This is a genomic window from Comamonas sp. MYb21, from assembly GCF_037479395.1.
Classification (GTDB): Bacteria; Pseudomonadota; Gammaproteobacteria; order Burkholderiales; family Burkholderiaceae_C; genus Comamonas.
The window spans coordinates 325,728-340,567 of record NZ_JBBGZC010000003.1; the positions used below are offsets into that span (position 1 = coordinate 325,728).

Here is a 14,840-nt window from a genome sequence, read left to right on the forward strand (position 1 = left end):
ATAGCGCCACGATGCCCCACCCCAGCATTACCCCCAGCGCACCTGCCGCACGGCCTGACCCGGACGCGCTGGTCGCCCAGCTCAAGGCCGACCAGCAACAAGCGGCCCGGGGCAAGCTGCGCATCTACTTTGGCTCCAATGCCGGGGTGGGCAAGACCTATGCAATGCTGGCAGCGGCGCAGCGCGAGCGCCAGGCCGGCCGCCAGGTGCTGGTGGGACTGGTGGAGACCCATGACCGGGCCGAGACCGTGCAGCAGCTCCATGGCCTGGAGCTGCTGCCGCGCCGCCTGTTGCCCCACCAGGGCCGCCAGCGCGAGGCCTTTGACCTGGATGCGGCGCTGGCAAGCCACCCGCAGGTGCTGCTGCTGGACGAGCTGGCCCACAGCAATGCGCCCGGCTCGCGCCACCCCAAGCGCTGGCAGGATGTGCAGGAGCTGCTCGATGCCGGCATCGATGTCTGGACGACGCTCAATGTGCAGCATCTGGAGAGCCTCAACGATGTGGTGGGCGGCATTGTCGGCATCCAGGTGCATGAGACCGTGCCCGACCACATCTTTGACGATGCCAGCGAGGTCATCGTTGTCGACCTGCCGCCCGAGGAACTGCTCAAGCGCCTCAAGGCCGGCAAGATCTACCCGCTGGAGCAGGCCGAGCGGGCCTCGCACCATTTCTTTCGCCTGGGCAATTTGCTGGCCCTGCGCGAGCTGGCGCTGCGCCGCACGGCCGACCGCGTCGATGAGGACATGCGCGACTACCGGCGCGAGCGCGCCATCGGCGATGTCTGGCCCACGCGCGAGCGTCTGCTGGTCGCCGTAGGCGGCCAGGCGGGGGATGATGCCCTGGTGCGCCAGGTAGCGCGCCTGGCCCGGCGGCTGGAGGCCGACTGGATGGTGGTCTATGTGGATGCGCCCGCGCGCCAGCACCGCTCGGCGCAGTCGCAGCAGGCCGTGCTCAAAACCTTGGCGCTGGCCGCGCGCCTGGGGGCTGATACCGCGACGATCCCCGGAGCCCAGGTCGCCGCTGCGCTGGTCGATTTTGCACGCGAGCGCAATGCCAGCCACCTGGTGCTCGCCCGCGTGCCGCCAACGGCGATGCGCTGGTGGCCCTGGGCGCCGTCCGGCCTGCCCGAGCAGATTGCTCGGCTGGACCCGGGCCTGGATGTGCTGCTGCTGTCCGTGCCCCGGCCGCGCAACCGGCCCGAACCCGCGCCGGCGCGGGAGGCGCCCTGGCCCTGGCGCGGCTACCTGGGCGCCAGCCTGGCCTGCGGTGCGGCCGCGCTGCTGGCGCAGGCGCTGCTGCAGGTGTTTGACCCTGCCAATGTGGTGATGCTGTTTTTGCTGGTGGTCGTGCTGTCGGCCTTGCGCTGGGGCCGGGGGCCGGGCGCCTGGGCGGCGCTCTTATCGGTGCTGCTGTTTGATTTTTGCTTTGTACCGCCGCGCAACTCCTTTGGCGTTAATGACACCCAGTACATCTTCACCTTCTGCCTGATGCTGGGCGTGGCCCTGGTCTGCGGCCAGCTGATGGCGCGGCTGCGGCATGAGGCCCGGGTGGCGGCAGAGCGCGAACGCCGCGCTGGGGCGCTGGCGCGCCTGGCCCGTGATCTGTCGGGCGCACTGACGCAGGCGCAGGTGGTGCAGACGGCGCTGACGACGGTCTCGGGCGTGTTCGATGCGCGCACCGGCCTGCTACTGCCCGATGCACAAGAGCAGCTGCATGTGGCGCCCGGTAGCGAGGCGGCGATTGATGCCAGCGTGGGCCGCTGGAGCATGGAGCACAGCCAGATGGCGGGCCGGGGTACGGACACCCTGGCCGCGTCGGACGCGCTGTATGTGCCGCTGATGGCGCCGGTGCGGGCGCGCGGCGTGCTGGTGCTGCAGCTGCGCACACCCGAGCGCTTGCGCGTGCCCGAGGAGCGGCGCCTGCTGGATGCCTGCGCCAGCCAGATTGCGCTGGCGCTCGAGCGCGTGCATTTTGTCGAGGTGGCCCAGCAGACCCAGGTGGCGATGGAGGGCGAGCGCATGCGCAACACCTTGCTGTCGTCGGTATCGCATGACTTGCGCACGCCGCTCACCAGCATCCTGGGCGCTGCCCAGGCGGGCCTGCCGCATGCGCCGCCCGGCCCGGCGCAAGACATGCTGCTGCAGATTCGCAACCAGGCCCAGGCCTTGCAGCAATTGGTGGACAACCTGCTGGCCATGGCCCGGCTGCAGCAGGATGGCGTGCACCTGCAGCGCGCCTGGATCCCCGTCGATGAGCTGGTGGGCAGTGCCTTGCGCCAGCTCGGCGGGCGCCTGGCCGATCACCCGGTGCAGCTGCAGCTGCCGGCCGATTTGCCGCTGCTGTGGATTGATGCGGCGATGATGGAGCGGGTGCTCGTCAACCTGCTGGACAACGCCAGCAAATACACCCCCGTGGGCACCGCCGTGCGGGTGAAGGCGCAAGTGGAGCGCGACCAGCTGCTCCTGCGCGTACAGGACAGCGGGCCGGGCCTGCCCGCGCACCTGGCGCCCGAGCAGCTGTTTGCGCCCTTCAGCCGGGGCCATGCCGAGTCCAGTATCTCCGGCATTGGCCTGGGCCTGGCGCTGGCCCAGCGCATTGTGCAGGCCCATGGCGGCCATCTGGATGCCGCTGCGGCCGAGCCCGGACCGGGGGCCGTTTTCAGCCTGGCGCTGCCGGTGCTGCCTCAGCCTGCGCTGGATTGATGGGCATGCGGCGCAGCAGATAGATATCCATGATCCAGCCATACTGGGCGCGTGCAGCGGCGCGCGTGGCCACAATGCGCTCGGCTGCCTCGGTTAGCGGGCCATGCGCCAGGCACTGCTGGGCCATGCCCAGGTAGGCGCCCCACCAGATGTAGACACCGCGGGCCTGCGCCGCCGGCAGGCTGCGAAAGCTGCACTGGCCGTCGAGCATCACCACCAGCGTGTCCACCCCGGCCGGCCAGCCTTGCTCGCGCAACTGGCGGCCGGTGGTGACGGTAAAGGGCTGGCCAATGTCATTGACGGCGATCGCATGCGCGGCGGTGAGTGCCTGCATCGAGGTGATGCCTGCTATGACCGTGACCTGCAGTGGCGCGGGCTGCATGCGCGCAGCAATGCGCAGGGTGCTGTCGTACAGCGATGGATCGCCCCAGACCAGCAGCGCCACCTGCAGCACGCCGTTGCTGCTACGCGGCACCAGGCCATGGGCCAGCGCCTGCGCAATCGCCGCCTGCCAGCGCAGGGTGATGGCCGCATGCCATTCATCGACCTGGTTCAGGTAGTCCTCGCCCTGGCTGCGGCGCTCGGGCATGTCAAAACCAGCAGTCTGCGGCGCGGGCTGCTGCAGCACGGCATCGCAGAGCGCCTGGCGCAGGGCCGCCAGCTCGGCCTTGTCCTCGCCCTTGTGGGGCAGCAGCAGCAGGTCGGCCGCATTCATCGCCGCAATGGCCTGGCGCGTCAGGTGGTCGGGGTTGCCGGTGCCAATGCCGATGAGGCTCAGGGCCACCGGCGGCAAGCTTCTGCTCATGCCTGGCCTTCGCGATTCGCGGGCGGGGCTGCCAGCGGCCGGTCGGTGGCGGTATCCACCGCCGCCTGCGGCGCCGGAAAGCGCGGCTCGGTGCCCTGGGGCCGGTAGCGGCGGTCGTAGTCGGTGGCGTAGAGGCGGCTTTCGCCAAAGTCCTCGGCGCTGATGCTGCGGCCCACCAGGATGATGGCGGTGCGCTCCATGCTGGCAGCCACGGCCTGGGCCAATTGGCCCACGCTGGTGCGTACAACGGTTTCATCGGGCCAGCTGGCGCGCCAGACGATGGCGGCCGGGCAGTCGGCGCCATAGTGCGGCAGCAGCTCGCTTTGCACCTTTTCGGCCACATGGATGGACAAATGGATCGCCAGCACCGCGCCAGTCGCGGCAAAGGCGGCCAGCTGCTCGCCCTCGGGCATCGCAGTGGCGCGGCCCGAGGTGCGCGTCAGCACCACCGACTGGCACAGGCCGGGCAAGGTCAATTCGGCGCCCAGGGTGGCGGCAGCCGCGGCAAACGAGGGCACGCCTGGCGTCACGCTGTAGGCAATGCCCAGCGCGCGCAGGCGGCGCAGCTGCTCGCCCATGGCCGACCAGACCGACAGATCGCCCGAATGCAGGCGCGCCACATCCTGGCCCTGCGCATCGGCGGCGCGGATCTCTTCGATGATCTCGTCCAGGCTCATCGACGCGGTGTTGACAATGCGCGCGCCGGGCGGGCAATGGGCCAGCAGCTCGCGCGGGATCAGCGAGCCCGCATAGAGGCAAACGGGGCAACTTGCCATCCGATCGCGGCCGCGCACGGTGATCAGGTCGGCAGCGCCGGGGCCGGCGCCGATGAAATGCACGGTCATGCCGTAACTCCTTGGGTTTGTGGATCAGCCGGGCGCAGGCCCGCTGCCAGACAACAATAGGGGGGGGCGCCGCGCTCGCGCAGCGCGGCGGCCAGGGTGGCGCTGCCGTCGCCCGCCACCAGGCGGGCCAGCAGCAAGCGCGGCGCAGGTGCAGCCGCAGACAGGGCCACGGCCTCGGCCACGCTGCCGGTGCCATAACGCGCCAAGAGGCGCGGCGACTGCGTCACCACCGGCTGCGCGGGCAGGGCCTCTTGCGCCACCGCCACCATCGCCACCGCAAAAGGCAGCTGCGCGGCCCACTGCTGCAGCGCGGGCCGCTGCTCCTTGCCTTGCAGCACGGCCACCGCGCAAAATTCTTCCAGCGCAGGCTGCTGCTGCCGGGCCTGCAGCCACAGCGCCTGCAGGTCTGCCGCCTGGGCCTGCGCGCGCAAGCCCAGCCCCAGCACCACACAGCGGTGGGGCGCTGCTTGCGTCATACCTGCCAGCTCCATTGCACCAGCGGGCGCGCCGCCTTCCAGCTGCGCATGCGGCCCAGCGCTGCCGCGCTGGACAGCTCCAGCTGCAGCAGCTGGCCGCCCAGCTCGCCATGCAGCTGCACCAACAGCGCCTGGGTCTCCAAAGTCACCGCATTTACCACCAGGCGGCAGCCGGGCGGCATGTGGGCGCGCAATGCCGCAAACAGCGCCGCATCAAAACCGCCGCCAACAAAGATGGCCTGGGGTGCGGGCAGGTCCTGCAAAGCTTCCGGCGCCAGGCCGTGCACCACCTGCATGCGGGCCTGCAGACCAAAGCGCGCGGCATTGCTGCGGATATTGGCCACGCGCGCAGCATGCTGCTCAATGCTGGTGGCCAGGCCGCCGGCCAGGCACCATTCGACGGCGACCGAGCCCGAGCCGCCGCCGATGTCCCACAGCCGCTCGCCCGGCCGGGGGGCCAGCGTGGCCAGGGTCAGCGCACGCGCAGGCGCCTTGGTGATCTGGCCATCGTGGGCATACCAGTTGTCGGGCCTGCCGGGCACCGCTGGAAGGGCGGGGCCACCTTGGGCGATAAAGGCCACGGTCACTGGCGCCTGCGCCGGCTCGGCCTGCAGCGCAGCGGCTGCCGTATCGGCGCGCAGCATGCGGCAGCGTTCGCGCGGGCCGCCCACCGCTTCCATCACCCACAAGGGGCTCTGGCCCCAGCCTTCGTGGCTGAGCCAATCGGCCAGCTGCACGACGGCCGCGCCATCGCGCAGCAGGGTGATCAGCTGGCGGCCAGGCGCCAGGCGGGGCAGCAACTGCGCAATCGGGCTGGCATGCAGACCCAGGCAGTCGCAGCCTTCGAGCCGCCAGCCCAGCCGGGCGGCGACCAGCGAAAAAGTCGAGGGCTGGGCATGGCAACGCCATTCCTCAGGCGACAAGTGCGCCGCCAGGCTGCCGCCCACGCCATGCCAGAAGGGGTCGCCCGAGGCGAGCACCACCACCCGCCGGCCGCGCGCGGCCAGCACCGGGGCCACATCAAAAGGCTGGGGCCAGGGGCGGCCACGCGCATCGATGGCGGCCAGCTGCAGATGGCGGGGGCCGCCAAATACCAGCTCGGCCTGGTCCAATGCGTCTTTGGCTGCAGCGCTCAGGCCTGACAATCCATCCTCGTTCAACCCTATCAATGTCAACCACGGATCAGCCATGACGCATGTTCTCCTGCTGGGCGGCACCAGCGGCGCCAGCGAGTTGGCCCAGGCCCTGCACCAGGCAGGTGTGCGGGCTTGCTTCTCTTACGCCGGCGTCACCCAGCAACCACTGGCCCAGCCGCTGCCCACGCGCAGCGGCGGCTTTGGCGGGCCCGAAGGCCTGGCCGCCTTTATCCGCGCCCAGGGCATCAGCCATGTGCTGGATGCCACCCATCCCTTTGCCGCGCAGATGAGCCGCCATGCCTGCGCGGCCTGCGAAGCTACCGGCACGCCCTTGCTGGCGCTGGAGCGTGCGCCCTGGCAGGCGCAGCCCGGCGACCGCTGGACCGAGGTCGCCAGCATGGCCGATGCCGCCAGCGCGCTGCCCCAGGCGCCCTGCCGGGTCTTTCTGGCCGTGGGGCGCAAACAGCTGGATGCCTTTGCCGCCAACCCGCAGCACCATTACCTGCTGCGCCTGGTCGATGCCCCCGTGCCCGGCAGCTTGCCGCTGCCTCGCCACACCGTGGTGCTGGGCCGGGGCCCTTTTGGCATGGCGGACGACCTGGCCCTGCTGCAGCAGCACCACATCGCCTGGCTGGTGGCCAAGAATGCCGGTGGCGCTGCCACGCGCGGCAAGATCGATGCCGCCCGTGCACTGGGCTTGCCGGTCGTGATGGTGCAGCGCCCGGCACTGCCCTTGCGGCCGCGCACTGAAAGCGTGGCGGATGTGCTGCATTGGCTCCGTCATGGCGCCTTGCCATCCACTGTGCCGTAGTAGCGCGGCGTATAGGTGTAGCGCCCCACGCGGCGGGTGAGGCGGTTGCCCACCAGCACGACGGTGCGCATATCGGCCATATCGGGCTGGGCCTCGGCCAGGCTGCAAACCTGCAGCGATTCCTCGGGCGTGGAGACGGCGCGGGCAAATACCAGCAGGCGCTCGGGCTCGCAATGCCTGCGCAGCAGCTCCAGCAGGCGGATAAATCCTTGCGGCCTGCTGTGCGAGCGCGGGTTGTAAAAGGCCATCGCAAAATCGGCTTCGGCCGCCAGTTCCACGCGGCGGGCAATCACCGGCCAGGGCTTGAGGTTGTCCGACAGATTGATGCAGCAAAAATCATGGCCCAGCGGCGCGCCTGCGCGGGCGGCTGCCGCCAGCATGGCGGTAACGCCAGGCAGCACCTGCACATCCAGCGCCAGCCAGCGTTCGGCCTGCGCGCCTTGTGCGCGTTCCAGTGCTTCAAACACCGCCGATGCCATGGCGAACACGCCCGGATCACCGGAGGAGACCACGACGACCTGGCGGCCCTGGGCGGCTAGATCCAGCGCCTGCTGGGCGCGGTCGAGCTCGACCCGGTTGTCCGAGGCGAGCCACTGCGGCTGGCGGCTGCCAGCCGGCGCGCTCTGCGCCACCAAGGCCTGTGCACGCGCCACATAGGGGAAGTAGCCCACAACCGCGTCGGCCGCCAGCAAGGCCTGCAGCACCGCAGGCGTGATTTGGTCCAGGTCGCCGGGGCCCAGGCCGGCAATGGTCAGCTGGCCGTTGCTCACCATGCGGCCTCCGGGCGGCGGCCCTGGCCGTGCACCAGCACGATGGCAAAGTAGGGGCAGACTTCGTCGCCCACGTCGCTGAGGCGGGCGACTTGCTGCTGGTCGGTGGTGCCGTTTTGCACCAGCCAGGCGGCATCGGCCCGGCCGGCGCGCGCGCGCGCGCGGCGGATGCGCGGCAGGTTGCGCCCCACCTTCATCACCACCAGCGCATCGGCCGTGTCCATGCGGCGCACTAGCTCGTCTTCAGACAGGGTGCCGGTCATCACGCTCAGCACATCGTCGCCCCAGGTGATGGGCTCACCGGTGGCATGCCAGCAGCCCACCATGCCGGGGATGCCAGGCACCACCTGCAGGTCTACATCGCCACGCGCACGCAGCCGCGTGTAGAGGTGCATGAAGGAGCCGTAGAGAAAGGGGTCGCCCTCGCAGAGCACGACCACTTGCTCCTGCTTGGCCAGCGCGGCCAGGCGCAGGCACCAGTCGTCGTAGAACTGGGCCAGCTGCTGCACATAGGCGGGGCTGTCCACCGGGATTTCGGTGGTCACCGGGTACTCCATCGGGTACTCGGCGGCCTGGCCGCTGAGCATGCCTTCGACCAGCTGGCGCGCCTTGCCGGGCCGGCCTTTTTTGCGGAAAAAGGCCACATGGCGGGCGCCGCGCACCAGCCGGTCGGCCTTGATGCTCATCAGTTCGGGATCGCCCGGGCCCAGGCCCACGCAGATGATGCCCGGGGCGGTGACGCTGGTCTTATTCAACATGGCTGGCCATGGCATTGACGGCGGCCACGGTCATCGCCGAGCCGCCCAGGCGCCCGCGCACGATCATCGCCGGCACCGGCAGATCCTGCATCAGCGCCTCTTTGGACTCGGCCGCGCCGATAAAACCGACCGGAAAGCCAATGATGGCCGCAGGGCGGGGGCAGCTTGGGTCCTGCAGCATGTTGAGCAGGTGGAAGAGGGCGGTCGGCGCATTGCCGATGGCCACTACGGCGCCGGCCAGGTGCGGGCGCCACAGCTCCAGCGCCGCAGCGCTGCGGGTATTGTTCATTTGCTGCGCCAGCTCGGCCACAGCGGGCTCGTGCAAGGTGCAGATCACCGGGTTGCCAGCGGGCAGGCGCGAGCGGGTAATGCCTTCGCTGACCATGCGCACATCGCAGAGCACGGGCGCGCCGGCCTCCAGCGCGCGCTGGCCTGCTGCGACCGCGCCAGCGGAGAACTGCACATGCGCGGCCAGCTCCACCATGCCGGCGGCATGGATCATGCGCACCGCCACGCGCTCCTCACCGGGGGTGAAGCGCTGCAGATCGGCCTCGCGGCGAATGGTGGCGAAGGACTGCCGGTAGATCTCGGCGCCATTGGTTTCGTAGGTATGAACCATTACATTTCTTCAAACAACAGCCCGGGATTGTCGCGCAGACTGCGCGCGCTCCAGCGGGAATCGGGGACGGCCTGGGCCGTGGCATGGCGGCCGCGCCCATAGACGGGACCATCGCCGCCCGCTTGGGCCACCAAGGTGACAGTGGCGGGCAGCTGGCGTGCGCAGCCTTTGCTGCAGCCCGAGACATGCAGGTGCGCGCCCTCGGGCACATGGGGGGCGAGGGCCAGCGCCAGATCCTGCGTGGGGGCCAAGGCTTGGCGGCAACCGGGCGCGCCGCTGCAGGCCGAGACGCGCAGCCGCGCATCTTGCGCGTCGCAGATCCAGTGGTCGTGCTCGGTCAAGCCCGCCCCTGGCATGCCCTGGGGCGCAAGGCCTTCGACCAGCAGCATGCGCCAGGGTGTCAGCCGCAGGCCCGTGATGCCGCTGCGTGCCAGGCGCGCCAGCGCACTGGCAGCAACCCGGCCCAGTGGTGCGGCCACCAACAGGCCAAGACCGCACTGCCAGCCCGGTTTTGGCTGGCTCGCTGCGGGCAGGTATGGGGGCGCTTCATGCAGGCCAGCGGGCAGCGCCAGCGGTGGCAGTGCGCCTGGATGGGCTTGCGCCTGGCGCAGCAGCTGGGGCAGGCGGCCGGGGTGTTCGCCGGCCGCACGCCGCGCGCGCGCCTGCTCCGCGCACCAGCGGGCCAGTGCCAGGGCGGCTTGCACGCTGAGTAGGGGGGTGTCTGCCCGCCAGGCGATGGGGTAGCCGGGCACCTGCAGCAGCCAGCCTTGGGCACCATCGCGAACCAATTGCACATCGGCCGCGACCTCGGCCAGGCCGCCATGGCGGCCGCTGGCTAGTGAGACACCAAATTTGGCAGGCAGGCCCTCCAGCGCGGTATCGGCCAGCAGTGCCTGCTGCAAGGCCTCGGCCAGCGCGAGTACGCCGTCAGCGGGCTGGCACAGCGGGTCGATGACTAGGTTGCGCAGCCGCTCCTGGCGCGCATCGCCATCGAGCAGGCCCTGGGCGGCCAGGGCCGCCAGCAGCGCGCCGTGCTGATTGGGGGCGACACCGCGCAGCTGGATATTGGCGCGGCTGGTGAGCTCCAGCAGGCCGGCGCCATGCTCGCTGGCCAGCTCGGCCAAGCGCAGCGCCTGCGCGGCCGACAACCTGCCCAGCGGTGGGCGCACCCGCACCACCAGCCCATCGCCAGAAGCCATGGGCTGCCAGGCGCCAGGGCACCAGCCTTGGGTCTGTGGAAGGGGAGAGGGTGGGGTGGCAAACATGGAGCAGGCGGCAGCGCAGTCGCAATGCCGGGGTGCTGAAGTGTAGCGAAGTGCCCGCTTGCCGCCGGGCAGCAGGCGCAAACCACCCCGGTTTTTTGTCACAATCGGGCGCATGACGCTTGCTGCCCCCCGCATCCTCTTGGTGGACGATGATCCGCATATCCGCCGCTTTGTGCGTCTGGCCATGGAGGACGAAGGCTGGCAGGTCTTCGAGGCCGACAGCGCAAGGCGTGGCCTGATCGAGGCGGCCAGCCGCCAGCCCGATGCGCTGGTGCTGGACCTGGGCCTGCCCGATGCCGATGGCAAGACGTTGATCGCCGAGCTGCGCGGCTGGAGCGGCCTGCCGGTGCTGGTGCTCTCGGCCCGCGACCAGGAGGACGAGAAAGTGGCGGCGCTCGATGCGGGCGCGGATGACTACCTGAGCAAACCCTTTGGCGTGCCCGAGCTGCTGGCGCGCCTGCGCGTGATGCTGCGCCGCAGCCAGCGCAGTGGCGGCGAGCAGCCCGGCAGCACGGTGCACTTTGGCGATGTGGAGGTGGACCTGGCCACGCACGAAGTGCGCCAGGCGGGCGCTGCCGTGCACCTGACGCCGATCGAATTCCGGCTGCTGGCGGCGCTGATCGCCGGCCAGGGCCGGGTGCTGACGCACCGCCAGCTGCTGCTGCAGGTCTGGGGGCCGGAGTACCTGGACCGGCCGCACTACCTGCGCGTGCACATGGCCAACCTGCGCCAGAAGATCGAGGCCGAGCCGGCCCAGCCCCGCCATCTGCTTACCGAGCTTCAAGTGGGCTACCGCCTGGTGGGGTTACAGGGCTGATGCCCTTATAATCGCACTCCATCCGAGGAGCGTTGCAGCGTTTCCCAGTCTGGCCAGGCGCCAGACCACCATGGGGCGTGAGGCTCGGATTTCATCTCGCAACGACGCTCACCCACGCTTTCTGTGCGGTGAGATGGTCCTTCCCTTCTTCCGCGGAACGTGGTTTTTCATTCAATTTTTGGAGAAAACCATGAACGCTGCTGTTCGCTTCAATCCCGCTGACTCCGCGATTACCGATATTTCCCTGGCCGCTTGGGGCCGCAAGGAAATCAAGATCGCCGAAACCGAAATGCCTGGCCTGATGGCCGTGCGTGAAGAGTTCGCCGCTGCCCAGCCCTTGAAGGGCGCGCGCATCACCGGCTCGCTGCACATGACCATCCAGACCGCTGTGCTGATCGAGACGCTGACTGCGCTGGGCGCCCAAGTGCGCTGGGCCTCGTGCAACATCTTCTCGACCCAGGACCACGCCGCTGCCGCCATCGCCGAGACCGGCGTGCCCGTGTACGCGATCAAGGGCGAGTCGCTCAAGGACTACTGGGACTACACCCACGCGATCTTTGAATTCGGCGCCAAGGGCACCGAAGGCGAAGGCCCGAACATGATCCTGGACGACGGCGGCGATGCCACCATGCTGATGCACCTGGGCAAGAAGGCCGAGAAGGACATCTCCGTGCTGGCCAACCCCGGCAGCGAAGAAGAAAAGATCGTGTTTGCTGCGATCAAGGCCAAGCTGGCGGTGGATGCGACCTGGTACAGCCGCAAGTCGGCCCAGATCATGGGCGTGACCGAAGAGACCACCACTGGCGTGCACCGCCTGAACGAAATGTCGGCCAACGGCTCGCTGCTGTTCCGCGCGATCAACGTCAACGACTCGGTGACCAAGTCCAAGTTCGACAACCTCTACGGCTGCCGCGAATCGCTGGTGGACGGCATCAAGCGAGCCACCGATGTGATGATCGCCGGCAAGGTGGCTGTGGTGGCTGGCTACGGTGACGTGGGCAAGGGCTGCGCCCAGGCGCTGACTGCGCTGCGCGCGCAAGTCTGGGTGACCGAGATCGACCCGATCAACGCCCTGCAAGCGGCGATGGAAGGCTACAAGGTCGTGACCATGGAGTACGCCGCTGACAAGTGCGATATCTTCGTGACCACCACCGGCAACAAGGACATCATCCGCCACGAGCACATGGTCGCGATGAAGGACGAGGCCATCGTCTGCAACATCGGTCACTTCGACAACGAAATCGATGTCGCATCGATCGAGAAGTACGAGTGGGAGGAGATCAAGCCGCAGGTCGACCACATCACCTTCCCCGATGGGAAGAAGATCATCCTGCTGGCCAAGGGCCGACTGGTGAACCTGGGTTGCGCCACCGGCCACCCCAGCTTTGTGATGTCCAACTCCTTTGCCAACCAGACCCTGGCGCAGATCGAGCTGTTCACCCGCCCCGACGCCTACGAAGTGGGCAAGGTCTATGTGCTGCCCAAGGTGCTGGACGAGAAGGTCGCACGCCTGCACCTGAAGAAGGTCGGCGCCCAGCTGACCGAGCTGACCCAGGCGCAAGCGGACTACATCGGTGTGAAGAAGGAAGGCCCGTACAAGCCCGAAACCTACCGCTACTAACTTGAGCGGTAATCCCAGCGCCTGGTGACACCCTTGTGTGCCGCTAGGCGCTGCAGCCCTGTTGGGCATTTGTTGTGAAGACGGGCTGCTCCGCTTGGGCGGGCCAGCCGGTCGTTTTGATTGAAGGAACGCGCATGCGCGCAGATGTGTTTTTGGTGGAAACGGGCCTGGCGTCGACCCGCTCGCAGGCGCAGCGCCTGATTGCTGCGGGTGTGCAATGGCGCACCACCTCGCTGGCCCCCTGGATCAAGGTGGCCAAGAACGGGGACGAGATTCCAGCAGGCGCCCAGGTGGAGCTGCTCGATGACTCGGAAGCCAAGTACATCTCGCGCGGCGGCTTGAAGCTCGAAGGCGCCTTGGCGGCGACCGGCCTGGTGGTTCGGGACCTGCGCTGCCTGGACGTGGGCCAGAGCACCGGTGGCTTTACCGACTGCCTGCTGCAGGCCGGTGCCCAGCAGGTGATCGGTGTCGATGTGGGCACGGGCCAGCTGCACGAGCGCCTGCGCGCCGATGCGCGCGTGGTCTGTGTCGAGGGCTTCAATGCACGCGCGCTGACGCCCGAATCGCTGGAAGCGGCCTGCGATCTGGCCTTGACCGAGATCGTGCTCGAAGAAGAGGACAACGACACCCAGCCGGTGGCCCCTTATGCCTGGATGCGCAATGGCGGCCAGGTCGATGAGGAATACGACGACAGCCAGGACGCCAAAGAGCAGGAGATCGAGGACTTCAAGGCCGAGCGCAATGCCAAGCAGCGCGCCAAGGCAGAAGGCACGGCCCCGGTTGAGCGCCGCCGCCGCGCCGGCACCGAGAACGTCGATATCCGCCCCGAGTTTGACTTTGTCACCGGCGATCTGTCCTTTATCTCGCTGACCCTGGTGCTGCCTGCGGTGGTGAGCGTGCTCAAGCCCGGCGGCCAGCTTCTGATGCTGGTCAAGCCCCAGTTCGAGCTGCAGCCCGGCCAGATCGGCAAGGGCGGCATTGTGCGCGACAAGGCCTTGTACGCCGAGGTGGAGCAGCGCATCCGCGCCTGCCTCGCCGAGCTGGGCCTGGAGGTCAAGCAATGGATGGATTCGGCCATCGATGGCGGTGACGGCAACCACGAGTTCTTTGTGCATGCCCAGCAAGGCGCCGTGGTGAAGCTGCCTGCGCCTGCGGCAGCCGATGCCAGCGATGAGACCTCTGCCGCGCCTGCGAAGAAGGCCGCAGCCAAGCGCCCATCGCGTGCCGATATGCGTGCCAAGCGCGATCTGCAGGAGCTGTATGTGGACCCGGAAGCGGCCAGTTTTGGCCAGCCCGGCCCGGCACGCAGCAAGCAGAAAAAGCGCAACGAGCGCTGAGTATTGACGACCTGGAAGACGGCCATGACCTTTCCCATCAGTTTTGAATTTTTCCCGCCCAAGACGCCCGAAGGCGCTGACAAGCTGCGCGTGGTGCGCCAGGCGCTGTATGCGCGCAAGCCCCAGTTCTGCTCGGTGACCTATGGGGCGGGCGGCTCCACGCAAGAGGGCACCTTTGGCGTGGTCAAGGCCATCCTCGACGAGGGGGTGGATGCGGCATCGCACTTCTCCTGCGTGGGCGCGACCAAGCAGACCGTTCGTGCGCAGCTGCAGCAGCTCAAGGACATGGGCGTCAAGCGCCTGGTGGCCTTGCGCGGCGACCTGCCCAGCGGCTATGGCCTGGGTGGCGAGTTCCACTACGCCAGCGATCTGGTGACGTTTATCCGCGACGAATTCGGCCAGGATTTCCACATCGAAGTGGCCGCCTATCCGGAGATGCACCCGCAGGCGCGCAACCCCGAGGCGGACCTGCAGGCCTTTCTGGCCAAGGTGAAAGCCGGTGCCGATTCGGCCATCACGCAGTACTTCTTCAACGCCGATGCCTTTTGCAGATTTCAAGAAGATTTACAAAAACGCGGGGTAGACCTGCCGGTCATCCCGGGTATTATGCCGATCACCGGATCGACGCAACTGATGCGCTTTTCGGATGCCTGCGGCGCCGAGATCCCGCGCTGGATTCGTCTGCGACTGCAAGGCTATGGAGATGATGTTGCCAGCATCCGTGCCTTTGGCCTGGATGTGGTGACCCAGATGTGCGAGGACCTGCGCCGCCGTGGTGCCGTCGGTCTGCACTTCTACACCATGAACCAAAGCGCAGCCACACTGGCGATCTGCGACCGGCTGGGGCTGTAGCCAACAGCGCTGTGGTCTTGCAGCGC

The 14,840-nt window shown here is 68.5% G+C and carries 14 protein-coding genes and 1 riboswitch; of the genes, 6 read left to right on the forward strand and 8 right to left on the reverse strand.

The annotated features are described in order from the left end of the window. Nucleotides 1-11 precede the first annotated feature (11 nt). A complete protein-coding gene (locus WH367_RS06480; RefSeq protein WP_339534945.1) occupies nt 12-2,702 on the forward strand; it encodes a sensor histidine kinase KdpD in 2,691 nt (896 codons plus the stop codon). Here the strand turns inward: WH367_RS06480 and cobF are convergent. The 4 genes from cobF to cbiE are packed head-to-tail and all read right to left on the reverse strand — an operon-like array spanning nt 2,659 to nt 6,018. Beyond that, a complete protein-coding gene (cobF, locus tag WH367_RS06485) occupies nt 2,659-3,507 on the reverse strand; it encodes a precorrin-6A synthase (deacetylating) (protein ID WP_339534947.1) in 849 nt (282 codons plus the stop codon). The two genes, WH367_RS06480 and cobF, sit on opposite strands and share 44 nt — an antisense overlap. Beyond that, on the reverse strand, nt 3,504-4,352 hold the full coding sequence (gene cobM, locus WH367_RS06490; RefSeq protein ID WP_339534949.1) for a precorrin-4 C(11)-methyltransferase: 849 nt from the start codon (nt 4,350-4,352) through the stop codon (nt 3,504-3,506). Before cobM ends, cobF begins: the two co-directional genes overlap by 4 nt. Continuing rightward, on the reverse strand, nt 4,349-4,828 hold the full coding sequence (locus tag WH367_RS06495; protein ID WP_339534951.1) for a cobalamin biosynthesis protein: 480 nt from the start codon (nt 4,826-4,828) through the stop codon (nt 4,349-4,351). The genes cobM and WH367_RS06495 overlap by 4 nt, the downstream gene beginning before the upstream one ends. Then, nucleotides 4,825-6,018 carry a precorrin-6y C5,15-methyltransferase (decarboxylating) subunit CbiE gene (gene cbiE, locus WH367_RS06500; protein WP_339534952.1) on the reverse strand — a complete coding sequence of 398 codons (1,194 nt, stop codon included), beginning with the start codon at nt 6,016-6,018 and terminating at the stop codon, nt 4,825-4,827. The genes WH367_RS06495 and cbiE overlap by 4 nt, the downstream gene beginning before the upstream one ends. On the opposite strand from cbiE, the gene WH367_RS06505 reads away from it, so the two are divergent. Continuing rightward, nucleotides 6,017-6,775, forward strand: a complete 759-nt coding sequence (locus tag WH367_RS06505) for a cobalt-precorrin-6A reductase (RefSeq protein ID WP_339534954.1) — start codon at nt 6,017-6,019, stop codon at nt 6,773-6,775. The two genes, cbiE and WH367_RS06505, sit on opposite strands and share 2 nt — an antisense overlap. Here the strand turns inward: WH367_RS06505 and cobJ are convergent. The 4 genes from cobJ to cobG are packed head-to-tail and all read right to left on the reverse strand — an operon-like array spanning nt 6,745 to nt 10,187. Further along, the gene (gene cobJ, locus WH367_RS06510; RefSeq protein WP_339534956.1) at nt 6,745-7,548 is read right to left on the reverse strand and encodes a precorrin-3B C(17)-methyltransferase; all 804 of its coding nucleotides are present in this window, start codon (nt 7,546-7,548) and stop codon (nt 6,745-6,747) included. The two genes, WH367_RS06505 and cobJ, sit on opposite strands and share 31 nt — an antisense overlap. After that, nucleotides 7,542-8,303, reverse strand: coding sequence for a precorrin-2 C(20)-methyltransferase (gene cobI, locus WH367_RS06515; protein ID WP_339534958.1), 762 nt, complete (start codon nt 8,301-8,303; stop codon nt 7,542-7,544). The genes cobJ and cobI overlap by 7 nt, the downstream gene beginning before the upstream one ends. Further along, the gene (locus tag WH367_RS06520) at nt 8,293-8,922 is read right to left on the reverse strand and encodes a precorrin-8X methylmutase (RefSeq protein WP_116927860.1); all 630 of its coding nucleotides are present in this window, start codon (nt 8,920-8,922) and stop codon (nt 8,293-8,295) included. The genes cobI and WH367_RS06520 overlap by 11 nt, the downstream gene beginning before the upstream one ends. Beyond that, nucleotides 8,922-10,187, reverse strand: coding sequence for a precorrin-3B synthase (gene cobG, locus WH367_RS06525; RefSeq protein WP_339534959.1), 1,266 nt, complete (start codon nt 10,185-10,187; stop codon nt 8,922-8,924). The genes WH367_RS06520 and cobG overlap by 1 nt, the downstream gene beginning before the upstream one ends. A 112-nt stretch (nt 10,188-10,299) precedes the next feature. Here cobG and WH367_RS06530 point away from each other — a divergent pair, with 112 nt between their 5' ends. From WH367_RS06530 to metF, 4 genes are all read left to right on the forward strand, one after another. Further along, nucleotides 10,300-11,004, forward strand: a complete 705-nt coding sequence (locus WH367_RS06530; RefSeq protein ID WP_021026907.1) for a response regulator — start codon at nt 10,300-10,302, stop codon at nt 11,002-11,004. 18 nt (nt 11,005-11,022) lie between these two features. Continuing rightward, nucleotides 11,023-11,121, forward strand: a riboswitch (S-adenosyl-L-homocysteine riboswitch). A 73-nt stretch (nt 11,122-11,194) separates the two neighbouring features. Continuing rightward, a complete protein-coding gene (ahcY, locus tag WH367_RS06535) occupies nt 11,195-12,625 on the forward strand; it encodes an adenosylhomocysteinase (protein ID WP_339534961.1) in 1,431 nt (476 codons plus the stop codon). A gap of 134 nt (nt 12,626-12,759) precedes the next feature. Further along, nucleotides 12,760-13,962 carry a TlyA family RNA methyltransferase gene (locus WH367_RS06540; protein WP_339534962.1) on the forward strand — a complete coding sequence of 401 codons (1,203 nt, stop codon included), beginning with the start codon at nt 12,760-12,762 and terminating at the stop codon, nt 13,960-13,962. 24 nt (nt 13,963-13,986) lie between these two features. Continuing rightward, nucleotides 13,987-14,814: a methylenetetrahydrofolate reductase [NAD(P)H] gene (gene metF, locus WH367_RS06545; protein ID WP_021026904.1), complete on the forward strand. Its 828-nt coding sequence runs from the start codon at nt 13,987-13,989 to the stop codon at nt 14,812-14,814. Nucleotides 14,815-14,840 lie beyond the last annotated feature (26 nt).